The sequence below is a fragment of the Massilia putida genome (assembly GCF_001941825.1).
GTDB classification, from domain to species: domain Bacteria; phylum Pseudomonadota; class Gammaproteobacteria; order Burkholderiales; family Burkholderiaceae_D; genus Telluria; species Telluria putida.
This window is the reverse complement of the sequence record NZ_CP019038.1, coordinates 1,870,558-1,892,581: the sequence shown is the minus strand read 5'-3', so window position 1 is coordinate 1,892,581 and position 22,024 is coordinate 1,870,558. Positions and strand designations below refer to the sequence as shown.

Sequence of the window (22,024 nt, the reverse complement as noted above, 5' to 3'; positions counted from 1 at the left end):
GGCGCAAGGTAGGAAATGTCTCATTGATTGTTGACAGCACTCAACAATTGCCGAACGTCACCGTCTTAGCATGGCGATCTTGAGAAAGGATCCGCCATGCACACCACTACGACCACGGCCACCCAGTTCCTGAGTTTTACCCTCGGCGGCCTCGAATACGGGCTCGACTTCGCCAAGGTGCAGGAACTGCGCGTGCTCAAGGCGCTCGAGCGGTTCGCATCGGACGGCGAGATCATCGGTGGCGTGGCCGTGTCGCGCGGCGTGATCATGCCGCTCGTCGACATGCGCGCCGCCTGCGGCCGGGCGCCCGGCGCACCCGATCCGATGACGGACGTGATCATCCTGAGGCTGTCGAGCTGCGTGATGGGGATGGTGGTGGACGGTGTGACGGGCGTCGTGTCGCTCGCGCCCGACCAGGTGTCGCCGGTGCCGGGCGCGGACCAGGCCCAGGTCGATTACCTGATCGGGCTGGGACACATGGGGACACGGCGGCTGATCCTCGTCGACATCGACCGGTTGATGTCGGTACGCAGGCCGAAGAAGGACGGCGCGCGGCAGGTTGCGTAACGTCCTCCCCGCGAAAGCGGGGACCCATGCCGAGCATCGGGACTCGAATGCCTCGCGTGAAGACACGATTCCGACTTCGGCTGTTCAGCATGGATTCCCGCTTTCGCGGGAACGACGGCCAATCAGGCCACCAAGCTTTCGAGCTGCTCCTGCAACTCCAGCCACTCGTTCTCCAGATTGCCCAGGTCGCGCGTCAAAAACGCCTGATCCGCCACGAGATTCTTGAGCTCCTCCTTCTTGTCCGCTTCGTAGATGCCAGGCTCCAGCAACCGGGCGTCGACGTCGGCCTTTTTCGCGTTCAGCTTGGCCATCTGCTCTTCCAGGCGCTTGATGCGGTTTTCGATCGGCTTCTTCAGCGCGGCCATGCGCTGGCGTTCTTCCGCTTCCAGGCGCTTCTGCTCCTTGCGGTCGACGACGGGGGCCGCCGGGGTGGACGACGGCAGCGGTGCGCTGGCGGCGCCGTCGGCCTTCAGCTTGGTCTGGAACAGCCAGTCCTTGTAGTCGTCCAGGTCGCCGTCGAACGGCTGCAGGCGGCCGTCGGCCACGATGATGAACTGGTCGGTCGTCGCGCGCAGCAGGTGGCGGTCGTGCGAGACGACGACGAGCGTGCCTTCGAACTGCGCCAGCGCCAGGGTCAGCGCCTCGCGCGTTTCCAGGTCCAGGTGGTTCGTCGGTTCGTCCAGCAGCAGCAGGTTGGGGCGCTGCCACACGATCAGCGCCAGCGCCAGCCGCGCCTTCTCGCCGCCGGAGAACGGCGCGATGGAACTCGTCACCATATCGCCCGGGAAGTTGAAGCCGCCGAGGAAGTTGCGCAGTTCCTGTTCGCGCGTGGTCGGGGCGATCTTTTGCAGGTGCCACAGCGGCGATTCGTCGTGGCGCAGCATCTCGACCTGGTGCTGGGCGAAGTAGCCGATCACGAGGCCCTTGCCCAGGGTCGCCGTGCCGGCGAGGGGCGCGAGGTCGCCGGCGACCGTCTTGATCAACGTGGATTTACCGGCGCCGTTCACGCCCAGCAGGCCGATGCGCTGGCCCGTCTGCAGCGAGAAGTTCACCTTGTGGACGATGGTCTTGCCGCCGACCTTGTCGCCATGGCCGTCGAGGATCGGATAGCCGGCGTCGACGTCTTCCATCACGAGCAGCGGGTTCGGTGCCGACAGCGGTTCGCGGAATTCGAACGAGAACTCGGCGGCCGCGCGCAGCGGCGCCAGTTCTTCCATCTTCGCCAGCGCCTTCATGCGGCTTTGCGCCTGGCGGGCCTTGGTGGCCTTGGCCTTGAAGCGGTCGACGAACGATTGCAGGTGCGCGCGCGTGCGCTGCTGCTTTTCGTACGCGGCCGCCGCGAGGACCAGGTGCGCGGCGCGCTGGCGCTCGAACGCGGAGTAGTTGCCGGAGTAGCGCTTCAGCTTGCGCTCGTCGATGTGCACGACGACGTTCACGATCTCGTCGAGGAAGTCGCGGTCGTGCGAGATGATGATCAGGGTGCCCGCGTAGCGCTTGAGCCAGTCCTCGAGCCAGATGATGGCGTCCAGGTCCAGGTGGTTGGTCGGCTCGTCCAGCAGTAATAAATCGGAAGGGCACATCAGCGCCTGCGCCAGGTTCAGGCGCATGCGCCAGCCGCCCGAGAAGCTGGCGACCGGCTGGCGCATCTGGTCCAGCGAGAACCCCAGGCCGAGCAGCAGCTGCTCGGCGCGCGATTGCACCGTGTACGCATCCGCGTCGGCCAGCGCGGCGTGCACGTGCCCGATGGCGATGCCATTCTCCGTCGTGTGCGGCAGGTGTTCCAGGCGTTCCAGCTCGGCCTGCAGGGTGCGCAGGCTGGCGTCGCCGTCGATGGCGTATTCGATCGCGGGACGGTCCAGCGCCGGGGTCTCCTGCGCCACATAGGCCATGCGCCAGCGCGCGGGGAAGTCGATCGCGCCCTGGTCCGGGTGGAGCTCGCCCCGCAGCATCGCGAACAGGCTCGATTTGCCGGCGCCGTTCGCGCCGATCAGGCCGATCTTGTCGCCGGGGTTGAGGGTGAGGTCGGCGTCTTCCAGCAGCGGTTTCGTGCCGCGCATCAGGCTGACGTTGGAGAATCGGATCATTTGAAATTAGTTACCGTATAAACGTCGTTCCCGCGAAAGCGGGAACAGACCAGTGGCTGTTTCCCCCATGCTGAGCATCAGAGTGCCGATTCAGTATGGATGCCCGCGTGCGCGGGAATGACGGTGTAGCTTGGGACGACGTGGATTACTGCGCCAGCTGTTCGGCCGTCAGCAGAAACACCGCATCGTCACCCTGGCTCGTGGTCAGCCACGTCAGCCCCAGGTGCCCGAACGCCGCTTCCGCATACTCGCGTTCGTTGCCGATCTCGACGATCAGCACGCCTTCCGACGTCAAACGCTCGGCCGCGCCGTCGACGATCTTGCGCACGAGGTCCATGCCGTCCTCGCCGCCGGCCAGGGCGATTCTCGGTTCGCGCAGGTATTCCGGCGGCAGCTTGCCCATCGAATCGCTGTTCACGTACGGCGGGTTCGTCACGATCAGGTCGTACTTCTTGAACGGCACGTGCTGGTACAGGTCGGACTCGATCGGGTTCACGCGGCCTTCCAGCTTATAGTCGCGGATATTGCGCTCGGCCACGGCCAGCGCGTCCTGCGAGATGTCGACGGCGTCGACGACGGCGTTCGGGAAGGCGTCCGCCAGCATGATCGCCAGGCAGCCCGAGCCGGTGCACAGTTCCAGCACGTTCTCGACGGCGTCCGGATCGGCCACCCACGGGCTGAACATGTTCGGGATCAGCTCGGCGATGAACGAGCGCGGCACGAGCACGCGTTCGTCGACGTAGAAGTTGTAGCTGCCGAGCCATGCTTCGTTCGTGATGTAGGCGGCCGGCACGCGTTCCGTGACGCGGCGCTCGATGACGGCCAGCACTTGCAGCACTTCTTCCGGCAGCAGGCGGGCGTCGAGGAAGGGCTCGAGCTTGTCCAGCGGAAGCTTGAGGGTGTGCAGGATCAGGTAGGCGGCCTCGTCGAGCGCTTCGGCGCTGCCGTGGCCGAAGAACAGCTTGGCACCGTTGAAACGGGTGACGGCGTAACGCAGCAGGTCGCGCGGCGTGCAGAAATTGGTGGTGGTCATGGCCAGGTCTCGTCGTTATGCCGCGGACGGCGGGAGGGTCAGCAATCGCTCCAGCGTGCGCCGGTAGATGTTCTTGAGCGGATCGATATAGCGCACTTCGATGTGCTCGTCGATCTTGTGGATGCTGTCGTTGGGTGGCCCGAATTCTATCACCTGGGGGCAGATGCGGGCGATGAAGCGCCCGTCCGACGTCCCGCCCGTCGTCGACAATTCCGTCGTCACGCCCAGTTCCTGCTTGATCGAGCCGCAGATCGCGTCCGACAGCGTGCCCTTCGGCGTGAGGAACGGATGGCCGGACAGCGTCCACTTGAGGTCGTAGTCGAGGCCGTGGCGGTCGAGGATCGCGTGCACGCGCGCCTGCAGGCTCTCGGCCGTGCTGGCCGTCGAGAAGCGGAAGTTGAAATCGACCTTGAGCTCGCCCGGGATCACGTTCGTGGCACCGGTGCCGGCCGCGATGTTCGACATCTGCCAGCTCGTCGGCGGGAAGTATTCGTTGCCTTCATCCCATTTCTCGGCCGCGAGCTCGGCCAGCGCCGGCGCGGCCAGGTGGATCGGGTTGCGCGCCAGGTGCGGGTAGGCGATATGGCCCTGCACGCCCTTGACGACGAGGCAGCCGGAGAGCGACCCGCGGCGGCCGTTCTTGATCATGTCGCCCAGCACGTGGCTGGACGTGGGTTCGCCGACGAGGCAATAGTCGATCGCTTCGCCCCGGTCTTCCAGCAGGTCGCAGACGACGACGGTGCCGTCCGTGGCCGGACCTTCCTCGTCGGACGTGATCAGGAAGGCGATCGAGCCGGCATGCTCGGGATGCGCGGCCACGAATTCCTCGACGGCGACGACCATGGCGGCGATCGACGTCTTCATGTCGGACGCGCCGCGGCCGTACAGCTTGCCGTCGCGGATGGTCGGCGTGAACGGCTGCGACGCCCACTGGCTCGCGGGGCCCGTCGGCACGACGTCCGTGTGGCCGGCGAACACGAACACGGGCGACGTATCGCCGCGGCGGGCCCACAGGTTCGTCACGCCGTTCGATTCGATCGTTTCGCAATGAAAACCCAGCGGGGCCAGCAAATCCTTCAGTTTCTGCTGGCAACCTTTATCTTGCGGCGTGACGGAATCGAGCGCGATGAGCTCTTCGGTCAACTTCTGGGTGCGCGACGGCTTCATGCGGGCCAGTCTCCGAACAGCTCTTCATACTGCGCGGCGGAAAAGCCGACGGACAATTTACCGGCGCCTTCCAGCACGGGGCGCTTGATGACGGACGGATTCTCCAGCATCAGGTCGAGCGCGCTGGCCTTGTCGACGACCAGCGCGCGGCGCTCGTCGGACAGCTTGCGCCACGTCGTGCCCTTGCGGTTCACGAGGGTTTCCCAATCGACCTGCTCGAGCCAGTGGGCGACGGTGGCGCGGTCCAGGCCCTGTTTCTTGAAGTCGTGGAACGCGAATTCCTGGCCGTTGTCGGCGAGCCAGGTGCGTGCTTTCTTGACGGTGTCGCAGTTGGGAATACCGTAGAGGATCTTTTTCATGGCGTTCGCTGGCCGGCCTGGCGGCCGGCGGGTCTTGCTGTTCGGGAAGGCGCGAAGGATAGCACAGGCCGGCTATCCGACGGATAGTTTAGCAATGGCGAGACCCGGGCAGCGCGCGGCCGGCGGCCGCTCAGTTGTCCAGCGTGAATTCCGTGAACGACGGCCCGTCCGGCTCGGCCGGTTTTGGCGCGTCCTCTTCTTTGGACTTGCTGTCCGGCCCGTTGTTGATCAGCCAGAGCAGGTTGGTGGCCGAGTCGGCGTTGGCCAGCGCCTCTTCCTGCGTGATCAAATCGGCTTGCACGAGTTCCAGCAAGGCTTTTTCGAACGATTGCGAGCCCGGCGACAGGCTCTTGTCCATCGCTTCCTTGATCTGGCCGATCTCGCCTTTTTCGATCAGGTCGGCCACATAGCGCGTGTTGACCATGATCTCGACCGCGGCCTGGCGCCGCCCGCCCGCCTTCGCGCGCACGAGGCGCTGCGACACGATCGCCTTGACGCTTGAGGACAGGTCTTGCAGCAGGGCGGGTCGGTTCTCGATCGGGTAGAAGCTGATGATGCGGTTCAGCGCGTTGTAGCTGTTATTCGCGTGCAAGGTCGCCAGCACGAGGTGGCCGGACTGGGCGTAGGCGAGGGCGGCGGCCATCGTGTCCTTGTCGCGGATCTCGCCGATCAGAATGCAGTCGGGCGCCTGGCGCATCGAGTTGCGCAGGGCGACGGCGAAGCTCTTCGCGTCGCTGCCGATCTCGCGCTGGTTGACGATCGACTTCTTGTTCTTGAACAGGTACTCGATCGGATCTTCCAAGGTCAGGATGTGGCCGTGGCGCTGCTCGTTGCGGTGGTCGAGCATGGAGGCGATCGTCGTCGACTTGCCCGACCCGGTCGCGCCGACGATGAGCAGCAGGCCGCGCTTTTCCATGATCAGCTCGGACAGCACGGACGGCAGGCCCAGCTCGGCCAGCGGCGGGATTGTCGCGGGAACGAAACGGAACACGGCGGAAATGCTGCCGCGCTGGCGGAACGCGGACAGGCGGAAGCGGCCCAGGTTCGCGACCGAGATGCCCATGTTGAGCTCGTTGTCGCGCTCCAGCTCTTCCATCTGCTCGGGGCTCGCGATCTCCGACAGCAGCACGCGGATGTTTTCCGGCTCGAGCTTGTTCTGGTTGATCGGGATGAGGTTCCCGTTGATCTTGATGTGGACTGGGGAATTGACCGCGAAGAACATGTCCGACGCGTTCTTTTCCTTCATCAATTGGAACAGGCGTTCCATCATCATGGTTGTCTCTCCCTTGCTTCGCGGTAATTTTTTGCGATTAAGGGATTCTAACCTGCGGGGCCGCCGAGCGGCAGCCCCGGACGACGGTGATTTTTAAATCCCGCGCAGCAGCTCGTTGATACCGGTCTTCGCGCGCGTCTTCGCATCCACCTGCTTGACGATCACGGCGCAGTACAGGCTGTACTTGCCGTCGGCGGACGGCAGGCTGCCCGACACCACGACCGAACCGGCCGGGATGCGGCCGTAGCTGACTTCACCGGTCTCGCGGTTGTAGATCTTGGTCGACTGGCCGATGTACACGCCCATCGAGATCACCGAGTTCTCTTCGACGATCACGCCTTCGACGATTTCCGAGCGGGCGCCGATGAAGCAGTTGTCTTCGATGATGGTCGGGTTGGCCTGCATCGGTTCCAGCACGCCGCCGATGCCCACGCCGCCCGACAGGTGGACGTTCTTGCCGATCTGGGCGCAGGAGCCGACGGTGGCCCACGTGTCGACCATCGTGCCTTCGTCGACGTAGGCGCCGATGTTCACGTACGACGGCATCAACACGACGTTCTTGCCGATGAACGAGCCGCGGCGGGCGACGGCCGGCGGCACGACGCGGAAGCCGCCTTTCGCGAAGTCTTCGGCGGTGTAGTTGGCGAACTTGGTCGGGACCTTGTCGTAGAACTGCATGCCGCCGCCTTCGACGGGCACGTTGTTCTCGAGGCGGAACGACAGCAGGACGGCTTTCTTGATCCACTGGTTGACGACCCAGCTGCCGCTGTCTTTCTGGGCGACGCGCAGGCTGCCGTCGTCAAGGCCGGCCAGGACGTGGGCGACGGCGTCGCGCACTTCCGCGCTGGCGCCGGTCGGGCTGATTTCTGCGCGCTGTTCCCACGCGGTGTCGATGATGGTCTGGAGTTGTTGGGTCATGGTCAATGGTCTATTCAGGTGGTAAGTCAGGAAGCCTTGATGTCTTTGCAGAACTGGACGATGCGGTTCGCCGCCTCCAGTCCTTCGTCCACTTCGGCGACGAGCGCCATGCGGATGCGGTTGCGGCCCGGATTGCTGCCGTGCGCGTCGCGCGCCAGATAACTGCCGGGCAAAACCGTCACATTATATTCGGCGTACAGGCTGCGTGCGAACTCCGTGTCCGACATGCCTGTCCGGCGCACGTCGGCCCACAGGTAGAAGCCGGCGTCCGGCAGCTCGACGTCCATCACCTGTTTCAGCAGCGGGGTGATGAGATTGAACTTTTCCTTGTACAGGGTGCGGTTCTCCTGCACGTGGTGCTCGTCGTTCCACGCCGCGATCGACGCGGCCTGCACCGGCGGCGACATCGCGCCGCCGCAGTAGGTGCGGTACAGCAGGAATTTCTTCATCAGTTCCGGATCGCCGGCGACGAAGCCCGAGCGCATGCCCGGCACGTTCGAGCGCTTCGAGAGGCTCGAGAACACGATCAGGTTGGCGTACGGACGCGCGCCGCCGCTGCGCCCGAGCTGGTGCGCCGCTTCCAGCGCGCCCAGCGGCGGCGTCGCGCCGAAATAGATCTCGGAATAGCACTCGTCGGCCGCGATGACGAAGCCGTGGCGGTCGGACAGCGCGAACAGTTCGCGCCAGTCGTCCAGCGACAGCACGGCGCCGGTCGGATTGCCGGGGGAGCACAGGTACAAGAGCTGCACGCGCGCCCACACGTCGGCAGGCACGCTGGAGTAATCGCAGGCGAAGTTGCGGGCCGGCTGGGAGTTCACGAAATAGGGCTCGGCGCCCGCCAAGTAGGCCGCGCCTTCGTAGATCTGGTAGAACGGATTGGGGCTGACGACGAGCGCGCCCGGCTTCGACGCATCGACCACGCTGTGCGCGATCGCGAACAGCGCCTCGCGCGAACCGTTCACGGGCAGCACCATCGTGGCCGGGTCCAGCGCCGGAATCGCGTAGCGGCGCTCCAGCCAGCCGGCGATCGCGGCGCGCAGCGGCTCGCTGCCGTGCGTGGTCGGATACGTGGCCAGGCCGGCCATGGCGTGCGTCAGCGCCCTCTGGATGAAGGCGGGCGTCGGGTGCTTCGGTTCGCCGATGCCCAGGCTGATGGGCTTGAAGTCGGGATTCGGCGTCACGCCGGCGAACAGCTGGCGCAGCTTTTCGAACGGATAGGGGTGCAGGCGGTCGAGATGTGGATTCACGGCGATGTGTCTTCTTGGCGGATTCGGTGTGCGGTGTGAGAACGGCAATTATAGCCAGATCTTTCCCGGTGCCCCGGGCGGCGCTAGTATTGACGACGAGAATCCTAACCGGGCCTCTCCGTCATGCAGCGCTCCGCCGCATCCGGCAAGGGTGCGGCAAACGCGGCCCGGCCGCACGTGGCGCCGGACCATGCGCGCCTGGCCGTGCCGTGCGGGCTGCTGGGCAGCTTTTTCTGCGGCGGCGTCGCGGGCGTGCTCCGGTTCCAGGTGCTCGGCTGGGTGGCGACGGTGCCGCCGGCATTGCTGCTGTGCGGCCTCGCCGTCGTGCCGGCCGTGGACGACCTGGCGCCCGCGCGCCAGGGTCTTTCGACTGAATGCGACGCAACCGACGTGGATTCGGCAACGTTAGAACGTCGTCCCCGCAGGCGGGGACCCGATTTGCACGCGTCGTCGCGGCGCATGCAGAACTTGGCGGGATAGTGCCAGTGGCGCTATCCCGTCTACGCGGGACGACGGTTCTTATATACCGCAGTGCGGCAGCGCGACCGCGGTTGCTGTGCCGTCGTAGACCACCTTGACGACGTCTCCGGCCCGCGGACCGCAGCGCACCGCGAACGTCTGGCGCGCCGGCATGCCGTCGTAGCGGCCTTCGCGCGGCGCGATGTCGAGACGCCTGGCCCCGTCGTGCCACGTCATCCGCACGAGCGCATGCGCGCCTTTCTGGTAGGCGTAGCCGTCGCCGGCGTCGTCGTACAGCGCATAGGCGCCATCCTTGCCCGGATAGACCGCGAGGTCGATCGGCGCATCCGACTTCTCGTCCGCGAATTGTTTGACGGGACCCAGCGGCAGGATGCTGCCCGCGCGCACGTAGACGGGGATCGTCGCGATGTCGGCCTGCGCCGTCACGACTCGGCCCGCGTCGAAGCGGTTGCCGGTCCAGAAGTCGAACCACGCGTCCTTGCCCGGCAGGTAGACCTGGCGCGCGCGCGCCTTGTCCTGCACGACGGGCGCCACCAGCAGGGCCTTGCCGAACATGTACTCGTCCGGGATGTGGAGCGCTTGCTCGTCGTCGCGGAAGTCGAAGGCGAGGGCGCGCATCATCGTGCCGTCGTCGTGCGTGACGTCCCACGAGGCCGAGTAGATATAGGGCAGCAGGCGGTAGCGCAGGTCGATGTAGTCGCGCAGGATCTTCTGCGTGGCGTCGTCGAACGCCCAGATCTCCTTGCCGTCGCCGGTGCCGTGCACGCGGAACATCGGGTTGAAGACGCCGAACTGGAACCAGCGCGTGAACAGTTCCGCATACGCCGGATCCTTCGGCTTGCCGCCGAAGAAGCCGCCGATGTCCGCCGACCAGTACGGGATGCCGGTCAGGGTGAAGTTCAGCGCGGCCGGCACCTGGCGGCGGAACACGTCCCAGTTGCCCATCGTGTCGCCCGACCACGTGATGGCCGCGTTGCGCTGCTGGCCCGCGTAGGCGGAGCGGGTCAGGATGAACGCGCGCTTCCCGGGCTGGTCGCGCACCATCCCGTCATGCACGGCCGTCGTGTGCAGCAGGGGATAGGCGTTGTAGACGACGCGGCCCGGACCGGCAGCCGTTGTCACCTCGCGCATCTGCCCCCACCAGCCGCCCAGTTCCGCTTCCGATGCGTCCAGCCACCAGCCGTCGAAGCCGAGCGTCCCCAGGTTGCGCATCATCTGGCGCCAGTACAGGTCGCGGGCGCGCGGGTTGTACGCGTCGTACCAGCGGCCCGAGCCCGCCGGGTAGACGTTCGGGTAGGTGGCCGGGTACAGGCCGCCGATGGCGTCCAGCGCGCGCGTGTTCGCCATGTCGGCATCGAGGCGGGCCCACACGGAAATGATGGCGTGGACGTTCTGGCCGTGCAGCTTCCCGACCATCCCGGCCGGATCGGGGTAGCGCGCCTGGTCGAATTCGTGGCTGCCCCATTGGCCCGGCAGCCAGTACTGCCAGTCCTGGATGACGGCGTCGAGCGGCACCTTCATCTGGCGGTATCGTGCGGCGACGCCGAGCAGCTCGTCCTGCGTCTCGTAGTGTTCCTTCGACTGCCACAGGCCCCACGTCCAGCGCGCCATCAGCGGTGCCGTGCCGGTCAGGCGGCGGTAGCCCTTGATCACGTCGTCGAGTTCCGGACCGTACATGAAGTGGTAATCGACGCCGCCGCCCGCTTCCGAACGGATCAGCAGCGCCGGCCCCGAAGGCAGGCCGGCCTCCACGTCCGTGACGGCCGCGTTGTTCCACAGGATGCCGAACCCCTTGGGCGACACGAGCATCGGCACCGCCACGTCGCGGTTGGCCTGCTGCAGGCGCGTGATGGTGCCGTTGTAGTCGAGCAGGCCGTTCTGGTGCTGGCCCAGGCCGTACAGGATCGTCTCGGTATTGAAACGCTGCGTGACGCCGTGGGCGACGTCGCGCCCGCCTTCCTGCAGGATGTCCTTGCCGTCCGCCGTCTGGAACGTGACGGCGCCGCCAGGGCGCGCCACGCGCACCCGGAGAATCGCCGTCGACAGCGTGTACGCGTCGGGGGCCTCGCCGATCTGGAATGCGACCTTCTCGGGCTGCGCGATGACGGCCGGGTTGTAATTACCCGCGAAACCGGCCGGGCCGAAGCGGACGTGGACCACGCGCGGCGCCACCGGTTCGATGGTCAATACACCTTCGTCCGTGCGCACCCGCATGCCCGTGCCCATGCGCTGCATATCGAGCGTGGCGGCATGGCCGGCCAATGCCCACGCGGCGACTCCCCCGATGAATAACGATTTCCACATCATGTTTTGTCTGTTTTATCTTTCTGTGTTGTCCGGCGCAGCGGCCGGGTCGACCTGACGTTACAGCAAAACCGCACCCGGGAAGTATTACGAAAACACCCAGCCCGCCATCCATTTTTTAACGGCCGCCCGCCAGCGCCCGTTCGCGCCACGCGCCGGGATTCAGGCCCGACCACTCGCGGAACGCATGCGTGAACGCGCTCTGTTCCTGGAAGCCGAGCAGGAAGGCGATGTCGACGAGGGACAAAGCGTCCTGGCGCAGATAGTCCATCGCCAGCGCGTAGCGGGCCGCGTCGAGCACCTGCTGGAACGTCGCGCCGGCGTCGGCGAGCTTGCGCTGCAGCGTGCGCGGCGACAGGTCCAGCGCGGCGGCGACGCCGGCCAGGCGTACGGGTTCGGTCGCGAGGCTCCGCACGATGGCCGCGTGCACCTGCGCGACGATGCCGCTCGACGCCTGCGCCCGTTCGCGCAGCAGCCGTTCGGCGTGCTGCTGCAGCAGCGGATACATGCCCGTGTCCGCGGCCGGCAGCGGCAGCGCGAGGAGGGATGCGTCGAAGGCGGCGGTGTGCGCGGGCGCGTCGAAGTCCGGCACGGTGCCCAGCACGCGGACGTATTCGGCCGGGTCGACGCCCTTTGGCCTCGCATGCGCGAAGGCGAGGGCCTGCGGCGCCAGCGGCCGGCCCGCGAGCCAGCAGCCGAACGTGCGGATGCCGGCGAACACCGACTCCGCCAGGTGACGGCTCGCCAGCGGATAATGGCTGACCCACGTATAGCGCGCGAGGGCGCCTTCCGGTTCTAGGCGCGAGCGACCGAGATCGTGCGCCAGCTGTTCGTAGCGCTGCGTCTGTTCCAGCGCCTGGCCGATGTCGCGGCAGGCCAGCAGCACGAGGCCGTAGACGCTGTACGTGCCGGGCCGCACGCGCTCGCCCACGTGGAGGCCGAAATGCGGATCGTGCGCCAGGCGGCTGCCCGCATCCAGCAGGGCGATGTAGTCGCCGGCCGCCAGCGCGTCCGGCAGCGGATCGAGCGCCGTGGGCGCGAGGCCGGCCCCGGTGGCCAGCGCGGACGGGCTGACACCGTGCGCGGCGGCCGTCTCCAGCAGCGGCTGCAGATAGGCCGCGGTGACGCGCGGCGGCGAGGCTGGCATGTTCGAACAAGCGCTTGGCATGAATCCGCAATACGGTCGTGATGACGCAAGGCAGTATAGCCGCACGATGAACACTGAGCACGGAGAACAGATCGATGCGACGCTGGAACGGCTGGGGAGACGATACGATCGAGGTGGCGCTGGGCGAACCCGCGCTGGATTTCCTGCGCGGGCGCATCGGCGCCGGCACGCCGCCGCGCGACGCCGCGTTCGATGCAATGTGCGCTTCTCTGCCGCCAGGCCGCCTGCCGCCGCATCCGCTGGCCGACGCCAGTCCGCAGACGCGGCTGACGCATGCGGCGGGCCAGAGCCTGCACGACTGGCTGCGCCTGCGCTACGGCCGCATCGATGCCGCGCCGGACGCCGTCGCGTTCCCGGAAAGCGCGGAGGACGTGCGCACGTTGCTGCGCTGGGCGCGAGCGAACGATGCGGCCATCGTCCCGTACGGCGGCGGCACGAGCGTCGCCGGGCACCTGGATGCCGTCGGCGCGCGGCCGACGTTATGCGTCGACATGTCGCGCATGCGGGCCCTCGCCGCCATCGACCGGGACGCGCAGCTGGCCGTGTTCGAAGCCGGCGTGGCGGGGCCGGACCTGGAAGCGCAGCTGCGCGCGCACGGCTATACGCTCGGCCACTTCCCGCAATCGTTCGATTATTCGACCCTCGGCGGCTGGGTCGTCACGCGCTCGTCGGGCCAGCAATCGCTGCGCTACGGCCGCATCGAGCAGCTGTTCGCCGGCGGCCGCGTGGAGACGCCGGCCGGTCCGCTCGCCATCCCGACGTTTCCCGCGTCCGCCGCCGGTCCCGACCTGCGCGAACTGGTGCTCGGGTCGGAAGGGCGGCTCGGCATCCTGACGGAAGCCACGGTCCGCATCAGCCCTTTGCCGCCTTACGAAGCGTTCCACGCCGTGTTCTTCCCCGACTGGACCGCCGCCGAGCGCGCGGTGCGGACGATCGTGCAGGCGCGACTTGGCCTGTCGATGCTGCGCCTGTCGAATGCGACCGAGACCGCGACGATGCTCACCTTGGCCGGCCACGGCCGCCAGGTGGCATTGCTGGAGGCGTGGCTGAAGCTGCGCGGCGCGGGCGCCGGCAAATGCATGCTGCTCGTCGGCGCCAGCGGAGGGAAGGCCCAGGCCCGCGCCGCGCTGAAGGCCGCCCTGGGACTGGCGCGGCGCGACGGCGGCGTGCACGCGGGCCGTGGATTGGGCGAGCGCTGGAAGCGCAACCGCTTCCGCAACGTCTATCTGCGCAACAGCGCGTGGGCGCACGGTTATGCGATCGACACGGTGGAGACGGCGCTCGACTGGCCCCGCGTCACGCCCGCCATGCGCGCCATCGAACGCGCCGCGCACGCGGCCCTGGCATCCGATGGCGAAAAGGCGCATGCCTACACGCACCTGTCGCACCTGTATCCGCAAGGCGCCAGTGTCTACTCGACGTTCATCTGGCGCCTGGCCGGCGACTACGACGCGGACCTGGCGCGCTGGCGCACGCTCAAGACGGCGGTATCCGAGGCGATCGTCGCGAGCGGCGGCACAATCAGCCACCAGCACGGCGTGGGCCGCGACCACGCGCCGTGGCTCGCCCACGAAAAGGGAGAACTGGGGATGGCCGCGCTGCGCACGCTGTTCCACGCGTTCGACCCGGACGGCCGCATGAATCCGGGCAAGCTGGTGACGCCATGAGCGGAGCATTCTCCGCGCTGTGGCAGCGGGGCGGGCGCGCCGGTTTGCCAGACGTGCTGGCGCGCGACTGGGACGTGCTCGTGATCGGCGGCGGCATCTGCGGCGCCGGGGTGCTGCTGGAGGCTGCGCGGCGGGGATTGAAGGCCTTGCTGGTCGAGCGTCATGACTTCGCATGGGGCACGTCGAGCCGCTCGTCGAAACTCGTGCACGGCGGCCTGCGCTACCTGAAGGATGGCCACGTGCGGCTGACCGCGGAATCCGTGCGCGAGCGCGAGATGCTGCTGCGCTGCGCGCCCGGCCTCGTCGAACCGCAGGGCTTCGCGTTCGCGCAGTACGATGGCGCGCGCGGGCGGCGCAGCTTCCTGGCCGGCCTCGCGGTCTACGACGTGATGGCGGGCCGGCGCGAGCGCCACTGGCTCCCTGCCGACGACTTCCTGATGGCGGCGCCGAACGTGAAACGGGACGGCCTGGCCGGCGGCATCGTCTACACGGACGCGCGCACGGACGATGCGCGCCTGGTACTGCGCGTGCTGCGCGAGGCGCTCGACCATGGCGCGGCGGCCGTCAATCATCTTGGTGCGCGCGCGCTGTTGCGCGACGGTGGCCGCGTGTGCGGCGCGGCGCTCGTCTGCGCGGTCGACGGCACCGAGTACGCCGTGCGGGCGAAGGTCGTGATCGATGCGACGGGCGCGTGGTCGGGCGCGCTACACGGGGAAAATGCAGGCCAGGGCCCGCGCCTGCGCCCCTTGCGCGGCAGCCATCTGATCCTGCCCGCATGGCGCCTGCCGCTGGCGCGCGCCGTGAGCCTGATGCATCCACACGACGGCCGTCCCGTGTTCGCCTTTCCGTGGGAGGGCGCGACCCTGGTCGGCACGACGGACCTCGACCACGTTGATCCGATGGAACGCGCGGCCCGCATCACCCGCGCGGAGATGGATTACCTGATGGCGGCGCTGCGGGCGCAGTTCCCTCACCTGCAACTAACCGACAAGGACGTCGTGGCGACTTACGCGGGCGTGCGCCCCGTCATCGCGGGCAAGGAGGGCGGGGCGCCGTCGCGGGAAGGACGCGAGCACGTCGTGTGGAGCGCGGACGGCCTCGTCGCCATCGCCGGCGGCAAGCTGACGACGTTCCGCGCCATCGCCCTCGACGCGCTGCGCCTCGCGAAGGCCCAGCTGCCGGGCTGGATCGACCCGCTCGACGCCTGTCCCGTGTTCGCGCCCGTGCTGCGGCCGGACGCGCCGCACGTCGATGCCGGCCTGCTGCGGCGCCTGCACGGCCGCCACGGCGCGTGCACGGCGGCCCTGCTGGATGCGGCGCGGCCTGGCGAACTGGAACGCATCCCCGGCACCGAAACGGCATGGGCCGAGCTGCGCTGGGCCGCGCGCCGCGAAGCAGTGCTGCACCTCGACGACCTGCTGCTGCGCCGCACGCGCCTGGGCCTCTTGCTGCGCGACGGCGGTACGGCGCATATGGACCGCATCCGCGCCATCTGCCAGCCGGAACTCGGCTGGAGCGATGCGCGCTGGGCGCGGGAAGACGCCGCGTACCGCGCGCACTGGACCCTTCACCACGGCCTGCCTCATGAAGACTGACACGACCATCCTCGCCATCGACAACGGCACCCAGAGCGTGCGCGCGATCCTGTTCGACCTCGCGGGGAACATCGTCGCCAAATCGCAGGTCATGCTGGACCCGTATTTTTCCACGCACCCCGGCTGGGCCGAGCACGACCCGGAGGATTACTGGCAAGCGCTGTGCCGCGCATGCCAGGGCCTGTGGACGCAGCCCGGCGTGCGCCGCGAGTCCATCGCCGGCGTCGCGGTGACGACGCAGCGCGGCACCGTCGTCAACCTCGGCCGCGATGGCCGCCCGCTGCGGCCCGCGATCACGTGGCTCGACCAGCGCCATACGGACGTGGTTCCGCCGATGTCGTGGTGGTGGCGCGCGGCGTTCAAGCTGGCGCGCGTGGACGGCACCATCGACTACTTCCGCGGCGAGGCCGAGATCAATTGGATCCGCGCGCACGAGCCGGACGTGTGGGCCGCGACCGACAAATTCCTGCTGCTGTCCGGCTACCTGAACTGGCGGCTGTGCGGACGTTTCGCCGATTCGTCAGGCTCGCAGGTCGCCTACGTCCCGTTCGATTACAAACGCCGCCGCTGGGCCGGGCCGCGCGACTGGAAGTGGCAGGCGCTCGCGGTCGAACGGCGCATGCTGCCGGACCTCGTGGAGCCGGGCGACCATCTCGGCGAGATCGGGCGCGATGCTGCGGACGCCACCGGCATCCCGGCCGGCACGCCGCTGCTGGCCGCCGCGGCCGATAAAGCCTGCGAGGTGATCGGCGCCGGCTGCCGCGAGCCGCACGTGGGGTGCCTCAGCTACGGCACGACGGCCACCATCAACACGACGGGCACGCGCTACGTCGAGGTGACGCCGTTCCTGCCGCCGTATCCGGCCGCGATCCCGGGCGCATACAGCAGCGAGGTGCAGGTGTTCCGCGGCTACTGGATGGTCAACTGGTTCAAGGAGCAGTTCGGCCACCCCGAGCTTGCCCGCGCGCTCGCGGAAGACGTGGCGCCCGAACAGCTGTTCGACCAGCTGGCCAGCGCCGTCCCGCCGGGCTCCATGGGCCTGATGCTGCAGCCGTACTGGACGCCGGGCATCCGCGTACCGGGCCGCGAGGCGAAGGGTGCCATCGTCGGTTTCGGCGACGTGCACACGCGCGCGCATGTCTACCGCGCGATCTTGGAAGGGCTCGCGTACGCGCTGCGCGAAGGGAAGGAACGCATCGAGAAGCGCAGCGGCGTGGCGATCACGGAACTGCGGGTCGCGGGCGGCGGGTCGCAGAGCGATTGCGCGATGCAGCTGACGGCCGACATCTTCGGCCTGCCGACGGCGCGCCCGCACGTGTACGAGACGTCGGGCCTGGGCGCCGCCATCGACGCGGCCGTGGGCCTCAAGCTGCACCGCGATTTCGCGGCGGCGATGGCCGCGATGACGCGGGTGGGACGGGTGTTCGAGCCGGTGCCGGCGCACCGCGACGTGTACGAGCGGCTGTACCGGCGGGTTTATCTGAAGATGTATCGGCAGTTGAAGCCGTTGTATGGGGAGATTGCGGAGATTACGGGGTATCCGAAGCGATGAACCGTCGTTTCCGGCACTGCCGGAAACGACTTCCCGGCACTGCCGGAAACGACTTCCCACGAAAGCGCGAATCCATACTGAAGCACCGAAGTCGGTACGTTGAATATCCTGCGGCGCTTCAAATCGTGTGGCTTCGGGGAGTCAGCATGGGTCCCGGCTTTCGCGAGGACGACGGCCTAGTACAACGCCGCATCCTGCACCACATCCCACGCCGCGCCGACGATGGTCGACTCGACGCGATTGCGCCCCGCGGCCTTCGCCGCATACATGGCCCGGTCCGCGCACACGAACAGGTTGTCGATCGCGTCCAGCTGCGTCGGCACGATCGTCGCCACGCCCACGGACACCGTGAGCCAGGTCGACGTCGTCGAGCGCGGGTTCGGGATTTCCAGCGCCTGGACGGCCGCGCGGATCATCTCCGCGAGGCGCGCCGCGTTTTCCGCAGGGGTCTCGGCGAACAGCAGCACGAATTCCTCGCCGCCGTAGCGGGCCGCCAGGTCGGTCGGGCGCGCGGCGTGGTCCTGCAGCGCCTGCGCGACTTTCTGCAGGCAGACGTCGCCCGCCGCATGGCCCAGCGTGTCGTTGTACAGCTTGAAGTGGTCGACGTCGAGCACGACCAGCGACAGCGGTTGGGCGTTGCGGATCGCGCGCTGCCATTCTTTGTCGAGGAAGGCGTCGAAATGGCGACGGTTGGCGATCTTGGTCAGCGGGTCCAGCATGGCCGCGCGCTGCAGCGCGTCCTCGGACTGCTTGTGGTGCGTGATGTCGTGCAGCAGCGCGACGAACAGGCCGTCGGCCGCATGCATCGGCGTCATCGTCAGGTCCATCGCGCGCAGGCCGCCGTCGCGGTGGCGGATCTTGACTTCGCGCGTGCCGTAGGCCATCGCATCGAGGCCCTCGCGGCGGCCGGGCTCATTGCAGTCCAGCAGATCCATCAGCGACAGGCCGACCAGCTCGTCGGGCGCATACCCCAGATAGCGGTCGCAGGCCGGGTTCGCGTACTGCACGCGGCCGCAGCCTTCGACGATCAACAGGCCCTGGTCCATGCTGTTGACGATCATGCGCAGGCGGTCGGCCTGTTCCGATTGGGTGTCGCTGGTGCTGCGCAGGCGCAGCTGGGCGCGCACGCGGACGCAGACTTCTTCCAGGCGCAGCGGCTTCGGGATGTAGTCGGCGGCGCCGGTGTCGAAGCCGGCGACGATGTCTTCCGTGGTGCCGCGCGCGCTCATGAAGATGACGGGGATGCGCGCCGTGGCCGGGTGCGCCTTCAGGCGGCGGCACGTTTCCAGGCCGTCGATGCCGGGCATGACGACGTCGAGCAGGATCAGGTCGGGTTTGACGCGCTGGGCAATGTCGAGCGCGCGGTCGCCGGAGGTGGCCACGAACGTCTGATAGCCTTGACGCAGCATCATCGCGCGCAGCACGCCGAGGTTGTCCGGTGCGTCGTCGACAATGAGGATTGCGGGCTTGCGCGGATCGGCAAGCGGCACGGTCGCTGGATTGGTCATACGGTGCTTTGCGGGAACTGCACGTTTAGATTGCGTGCAAAATCATACACCCCGCAAGCTGACATAGGGCAATAAGTTTTTTTACAAGTGGAAAAATCTGTAACTTTTGCGCAACTGACAATTGTTTGGTCTGTTCAACAATTGTTTATGCCCGGCGGCACGTGTGAGCGCCGCCGGGCAATGAGGTATTACATCTGATCTTTGATCAGCTTGCCCAGCGTGGCGATGCCTTCGCGGATGCGCTCCGGCGGCACGGTCACGAACGACAGGCGCAGCGTGTTCGGGGCCGGTTCGTTGGCGTAGAACGGGGCGCCCGGGACGAATGCGACGCGGGCGGCGATGGCCTGGTCGAGCAGTTTCATCGCGTTGATGTGCTTCGGCAGCGTGACCCAGATGAACATGCCGCCTTCCGGGCGCGTCCACGTGACGCCTTCCGGGAACTGCTCGGCCATCGCGTCCAGCATCACCTGGCACTGGTTGGCGTACAGGTTGCGGATGGTCGGGATGTGTTCGTTCAGGAAGCCGTCCTTGATGACTTCGTGCACGACCATCTGCGTCAGCGTGGCGGTGTGCAGGTCGGCGGCCTGCTTGGCCAGCTCGAGGCGGCGCACGAGCGGCAGCGGAGCGACGACGTAGCCCAGGCGGATGCCCGGCGTCAGCACTTTCGAGAACGACCCCATATAGATCACGCCGTCCGGATTCATCGACAGCATGCGCGGCATCGGCTCGCCCTTGTACGACAGCGCGCCGTACGGATCGTCCTCGATCAGCGGCAGGCCCAGGCGGGCGCAAGTCTCGACCAACTCGCGGCGGCGCTCGATCGACAGCGAGCGGCCGGTCGGGTTCTGGAAGTTCGGCAGCGAGTACAGCAGGCGCGCGCCCTTGGCCAGCGGCTCGATCGACGACGGCACCAGGCCGTGGTCGTCCGTCTCGACCGACTGGAATTCCGGACGGTAGACGGAGAAGGCCTGCAGTGCGCCGAGGTAGCTGGGGGTTTCCACCAGCACGCGGCTGCCTTCGTCGATCAGGACTTTACCGAGCAGGTCGAGGGCCTGCTGCGAGCCGGACACCATCAGGATCTGTTCCGGCACGATTGTCGTGCCTTCCGTGGACAGGTAGTTCGCCACCCATTCGCGCAGCGGCGCGTAGCCGTCCGTCGGGCCGTATTGCAGGGCCTGCTTGCCATTGTCGGACAGTACTTTGTCGAAGGCCGCCTTCATGCGTTCGACGGGGAAGGTGGCGGGCGAGGGCAGGCCGCCGGCGAAGGAAATGATTTCCGGACGCTGGGTGATCTTCAGGATCTCGCGGATCGCCGAGCTTTGCAGCTGCTGTGCGCGCTCCGAGAACTGCCACTGGATGGGATTGGGATTTTCGATTTTCATACTGGTCTCACAGGAAGGGCCACGATGGTGCGTCGGCCATTATAAAGCACGCCGGATAGGCTGCTCTCTCAAGAGGAGCACGCCTGGTAGGCATGCTCCGATTAAATTACTGCTGAAAATGTCGCTGCCGAACGATAGCTTACGCCACTTCGGCGATGAGTTCGATCTCGACACAGGCGCCGAGGGGCAGGGAAGACACACCGAACGCCGAGCGCGCGTGCTTGCCGGCAGCGCCGAACACCTCGCCCAGCAGCTCCGAGCAGCCGTTCGTCACGAGGTGTTGTTCGGTGTAGTCCGGCGTCGACGCGACCAGGCTCATCACCTTGACGATGCGCTTCACACGGTTCAGGTCGCCGCCGACGGCCGCCTGCAGCGTGCCGATCAGGTCGACGGCCACGGCGCGCGCCGCCGCCTTGCCCTGTTCCGTCGTCTTGTCGCGGCCCAAGAGGCCGGTATTGACGGTGCCGTCGGCATTCTTGCTGATGTGGCCGGACAGGAAGACCAGGTTGCCGGTCTGCGCATACATGACATAGGCGGCCGCCGGCGTCGCCGGTGCGCTCAGGGTGATGTTCAGTTCTTTGAGTTTGTCGTAGACGGACATGAATTCCCCAGGGTTGTGTGAAAAGAAAGCAGATATCGAGAAAGCAGCTATTGTACGACTTGCCGGCGAGCGTGCCCATCGTGGGGTGCATACCCATTATCGCCTCACCTGCATGCGGCGGCCCAGCGCCACGGTCGCGATCACGGCCAGCGCGAAGCCGACGTTGGCCAGCGTGAGCGCCTCGCCCAGCAGGACGGCCGCCCCGGCCAGCGACAGGAAGGGTTGCAGCAGTTGCACCTGTCCCACGCGGGCCACGCCGCCCAGCGCCAGGCCGCGATACCAGAAAAAGAAGCCGATGAACATCGAGAACGTCGTGACGTACGCGAACCCGAGCCAGCTGGCCGGGCCGACGGCGCCCAGGCGGCCGAACCGGTCGCCTTCGAACGCCAGCAGCAGGAGCGCGGCCGGGACGGCAGCCAGCACGAGCGCCCAGCAGATCGTCTCCTGGCCGCCCAGCGTGCGCGCGAGACGCCCGCCTTCCGCGTAGCCGGCCGCCGCGGCGACGATCGCGCCGAACATCAGCAGGTCGGCTTTCTGCAACATCCCGCCGCCCTGGCCCAGCGCAAAGACGAGCACGAGGCCGGTTCCGAGCAGCGCGACGAGCCAGAACCCGGTCGACGGCCGCTCGTAGCCCCGCAGCGCCGCGTACAAGGCGGTCGCGAGCGGCAGCACGCCGCCCAGCACGGCGCCGTGCGACGCGGGCACGCTGCGCATCGCAATCGAACTGAGCAGCGGAAAGCCGAGCACGCACCCGAGCGCCACGACGGCCAGCGGCCGCAGCGCCGCGCGCCCTGGCCAGGCGACGCGGCGCATGCGCAGCCACCCGGCCGCCAGCACGGCGGCGCCCAGCGCGCGGCCCAGCGTGAGGAACAACGGATCGAGCTCGCGTACCGCCAGCCGCGTGAACGGCAACGTGAGGCTGAAGATGGCGACGCCGATCAGGCCGAGTAGCATGCCGCGCGCTTCGTCGGACGCGGCCGCGACGGCAGGGGTCGGGGCGAGGGTGGTGGGACGCATGGGCTCTCCTGTTGTCGTTGCAGCAAACCGTGGTCAGGGTTATGCTAGACCGGACGAGCAGTACAGTCCCTATACACTTGCCGATATCCTTTTGCATACTGT

At 67.4% G+C, this 22,024-nt stretch carries 18 protein-coding genes; 5 read left to right on the top strand and 13 right to left on the bottom strand.

Annotation, left to right across the window (positions count from 1 at the left end):
- The first annotated feature begins 96 nt into the window (after positions 1 to 96).
- Entirely contained in the window at positions 97 to 567 is a 471-nt protein-coding gene (locus tag BVG12_RS10675; protein WP_075792365.1) for a chemotaxis protein CheW, read from the top strand.
- Positions 568 to 689: 122 nt separating this feature from the next.
- On the opposite strand, the gene BVG12_RS10670 is transcribed toward BVG12_RS10675, so the two are convergent.
- The 7 genes from BVG12_RS10670 to dapC form a co-directional block, all read right to left on the bottom strand.
- Positions 690 to 2,651, bottom strand: a complete 1,962-nt coding sequence (locus tag BVG12_RS10670; protein ID WP_075792364.1) for an ATP-binding cassette domain-containing protein — start codon at positions 2,649 to 2,651, stop codon at positions 690 to 692.
- A 145-nt stretch (positions 2,652 to 2,796) separates the two neighbouring features.
- The gene (gene prmB, locus BVG12_RS10665) at positions 2,797 to 3,684 is read right to left on the bottom strand and encodes a 50S ribosomal protein L3 N(5)-glutamine methyltransferase (RefSeq protein ID WP_075792363.1); all 888 of its coding nucleotides are present in this window, start codon (positions 3,682 to 3,684) and stop codon (positions 2,797 to 2,799) included.
- A 15-nt stretch (positions 3,685 to 3,699) separates the two neighbouring features.
- Positions 3,700 to 4,851, bottom strand: a complete 1,152-nt coding sequence (dapE, locus tag BVG12_RS10660; protein ID WP_075792362.1) for a succinyl-diaminopimelate desuccinylase — start codon at positions 4,849 to 4,851, stop codon at positions 3,700 to 3,702.
- The gene (locus BVG12_RS10655) at positions 4,848 to 5,210 is read right to left on the bottom strand and encodes an ArsC family reductase (RefSeq protein ID WP_075792361.1); all 363 of its coding nucleotides are present in this window, start codon (positions 5,208 to 5,210) and stop codon (positions 4,848 to 4,850) included. The genes dapE and BVG12_RS10655 overlap by 4 nt, the downstream gene beginning before the upstream one ends.
- Before the next feature lie 130 nt (positions 5,211 to 5,340).
- Positions 5,341 to 6,483 carry a PilT/PilU family type 4a pilus ATPase gene (locus BVG12_RS10650; RefSeq protein ID WP_075792360.1) on the bottom strand — a complete coding sequence of 381 codons (1,143 nt, stop codon included), beginning with the start codon at positions 6,481 to 6,483 and terminating at the stop codon, positions 5,341 to 5,343.
- A gap of 93 nt (positions 6,484 to 6,576) precedes the next feature.
- The gene (gene dapD / locus BVG12_RS10645; RefSeq protein ID WP_075792359.1) at positions 6,577 to 7,401 is read right to left on the bottom strand and encodes a 2,3,4,5-tetrahydropyridine-2,6-dicarboxylate N-succinyltransferase; all 825 of its coding nucleotides are present in this window, start codon (positions 7,399 to 7,401) and stop codon (positions 6,577 to 6,579) included.
- A 26-nt stretch (positions 7,402 to 7,427) separates the two neighbouring features.
- Positions 7,428 to 8,648 (bottom strand): succinyldiaminopimelate transaminase, encoded by a 1,221-nt coding sequence (gene dapC / locus BVG12_RS10640; RefSeq protein WP_075792358.1) that lies wholly within the window; start codon positions 8,646 to 8,648, stop codon positions 7,428 to 7,430.
- Between the two features lie 123 nt (positions 8,649 to 8,771).
- Here dapC and BVG12_RS10635 point away from each other — a divergent pair, with 123 nt between their 5' ends.
- Positions 8,772 to 9,128 carry a YoaK family protein gene (locus tag BVG12_RS10635; RefSeq protein ID WP_075792357.1) on the top strand — a complete coding sequence of 119 codons (357 nt, stop codon included), beginning with the start codon at positions 8,772 to 8,774 and terminating at the stop codon, positions 9,126 to 9,128.
- 39 nt (positions 9,129 to 9,167) lie between these two features.
- On the opposite strand, the gene BVG12_RS10630 is transcribed toward BVG12_RS10635, so the two are convergent.
- Both BVG12_RS10630 and BVG12_RS10625 read right to left on the bottom strand, forming a co-directional pair.
- Complete coding sequence (locus tag BVG12_RS10630) at positions 9,168 to 11,435, bottom strand: glycoside hydrolase family 31 protein (protein WP_075792356.1); 2,268 nt, start codon at positions 11,433 to 11,435, stop codon at positions 9,168 to 9,170.
- A gap of 115 nt (positions 11,436 to 11,550) precedes the next feature.
- A complete protein-coding gene (locus BVG12_RS10625; RefSeq protein ID WP_229503855.1) occupies positions 11,551 to 12,579 on the bottom strand; it encodes an AraC family transcriptional regulator in 1,029 nt (342 codons plus the stop codon).
- 95 nt (positions 12,580 to 12,674) lie between these two features.
- Between BVG12_RS10625 and BVG12_RS10620 the strand changes: the two genes are divergently transcribed.
- The 3 genes from BVG12_RS10620 to BVG12_RS10610 are packed head-to-tail and all read left to right on the top strand — an operon-like array spanning position 12,675 to position 17,414.
- On the top strand, positions 12,675 to 14,267 hold the full coding sequence (locus BVG12_RS10620; protein ID WP_075792354.1) for an FAD-binding oxidoreductase: 1,593 nt from the start codon (positions 12,675 to 12,677) through the stop codon (positions 14,265 to 14,267).
- On the top strand, positions 14,264 to 15,862 hold the full coding sequence (locus BVG12_RS10615; RefSeq protein WP_075792353.1) for a glycerol-3-phosphate dehydrogenase/oxidase: 1,599 nt from the start codon (positions 14,264 to 14,266) through the stop codon (positions 15,860 to 15,862). The genes BVG12_RS10620 and BVG12_RS10615 overlap by 4 nt, the downstream gene beginning before the upstream one ends.
- Positions 15,852 to 17,414 carry an FGGY-family carbohydrate kinase gene (locus BVG12_RS10610; protein WP_075792352.1) on the top strand — a complete coding sequence of 521 codons (1,563 nt, stop codon included), beginning with the start codon at positions 15,852 to 15,854 and terminating at the stop codon, positions 17,412 to 17,414. The genes BVG12_RS10615 and BVG12_RS10610 overlap by 11 nt, the downstream gene beginning before the upstream one ends.
- A 176-nt stretch (positions 17,415 to 17,590) precedes the next feature.
- Here BVG12_RS10610 and BVG12_RS10605 read toward each other — a convergent pair whose 3' ends face one another.
- From BVG12_RS10605 to BVG12_RS10590, 4 genes are all read right to left on the bottom strand, one after another.
- Positions 17,591 to 18,922 carry a diguanylate cyclase gene (locus BVG12_RS10605; protein ID WP_075792351.1) on the bottom strand — a complete coding sequence of 444 codons (1,332 nt, stop codon included), beginning with the start codon at positions 18,920 to 18,922 and terminating at the stop codon, positions 17,591 to 17,593.
- A gap of 188 nt (positions 18,923 to 19,110) precedes the next feature.
- Positions 19,111 to 20,304: an aminotransferase-like domain-containing protein gene (locus BVG12_RS10600; protein WP_075792350.1), complete on the bottom strand. Its 1,194-nt coding sequence runs from the start codon at positions 20,302 to 20,304 to the stop codon at positions 19,111 to 19,113.
- Positions 20,305 to 20,443: 139 nt separating this feature from the next.
- Positions 20,444 to 20,905, bottom strand: coding sequence for a RidA family protein (locus tag BVG12_RS10595; RefSeq protein ID WP_075792349.1), 462 nt, complete (start codon positions 20,903 to 20,905; stop codon positions 20,444 to 20,446).
- A 96-nt stretch (positions 20,906 to 21,001) separates the two neighbouring features.
- Entirely contained in the window at positions 21,002 to 21,922 is a 921-nt protein-coding gene (locus BVG12_RS10590) for a DMT family transporter (RefSeq protein WP_075792348.1), read from the bottom strand.
- Positions 21,923 to 22,024: the final 102 nt, after the last annotated feature.

Coding starts and splice junctions, on each gene's coding strand:
- BVG12_RS10675 (WP_075792365.1), top strand. CDS start 97: ATGCACACCACTACGACCACGGCCACCCAGTTCCTGAGTTTTACCCTC.
- BVG12_RS10670 (WP_075792364.1), bottom strand. CDS start 2,651: ATGATCCGATTCTCCAACGTCAGCCTGATGCGCGGCACGAAACCGCTG.
- prmB (WP_075792363.1), bottom strand. CDS start 3,684: ATGACCACCACCAATTTCTGCACGCCGCGCGACCTGCTGCGTTACGCC.
- dapE (WP_075792362.1), bottom strand. CDS start 4,851: ATGAAGCCGTCGCGCACCCAGAAGTTGACCGAAGAGCTCATCGCGCTC.
- BVG12_RS10655 (WP_075792361.1), bottom strand. CDS start 5,210: ATGAAAAAGATCCTCTACGGTATTCCCAACTGCGACACCGTCAAGAAA.
- BVG12_RS10650 (WP_075792360.1), bottom strand. CDS start 6,483: ATGATGATGGAACGCCTGTTCCAATTGATGAAGGAAAAGAACGCGTCG.
- dapD (WP_075792359.1), bottom strand. CDS start 7,401: ATGACCCAACAACTCCAGACCATCATCGACACCGCGTGGGAACAGCGC.
- BVG12_RS10635 (WP_075792357.1), top strand. CDS start 8,772: ATGCAGCGCTCCGCCGCATCCGGCAAGGGTGCGGCAAACGCGGCCCGG.
- BVG12_RS10630 (WP_075792356.1), bottom strand. CDS start 11,435: ATGATGTGGAAATCGTTATTCATCGGGGGAGTCGCCGCGTGGGCATTG.
- BVG12_RS10625 (WP_229503855.1), bottom strand. CDS start 12,579: ATGCCAGCCTCGCCGCCGCGCGTCACCGCGGCCTATCTGCAGCCGCTG.
- BVG12_RS10620 (WP_075792354.1), top strand. CDS start 12,675: ATGCGACGCTGGAACGGCTGGGGAGACGATACGATCGAGGTGGCGCTG.
- BVG12_RS10615 (WP_075792353.1), top strand. CDS start 14,264: ATGAGCGGAGCATTCTCCGCGCTGTGGCAGCGGGGCGGGCGCGCCGGT.
- BVG12_RS10610 (WP_075792352.1), top strand. CDS start 15,852: ATGAAGACTGACACGACCATCCTCGCCATCGACAACGGCACCCAGAGC.
- BVG12_RS10605 (WP_075792351.1), bottom strand. CDS start 18,922: ATGACCAATCCAGCGACCGTGCCGCTTGCCGATCCGCGCAAGCCCGCA.
- BVG12_RS10600 (WP_075792350.1), bottom strand. CDS start 20,304: ATGAAAATCGAAAATCCCAATCCCATCCAGTGGCAGTTCTCGGAGCGC.
- BVG12_RS10595 (WP_075792349.1), bottom strand. CDS start 20,905: ATGTCCGTCTACGACAAACTCAAAGAACTGAACATCACCCTGAGCGCA.
- BVG12_RS10590 (WP_075792348.1), bottom strand. CDS start 21,922: ATGCGTCCCACCACCCTCGCCCCGACCCCTGCCGTCGCGGCCGCGTCC.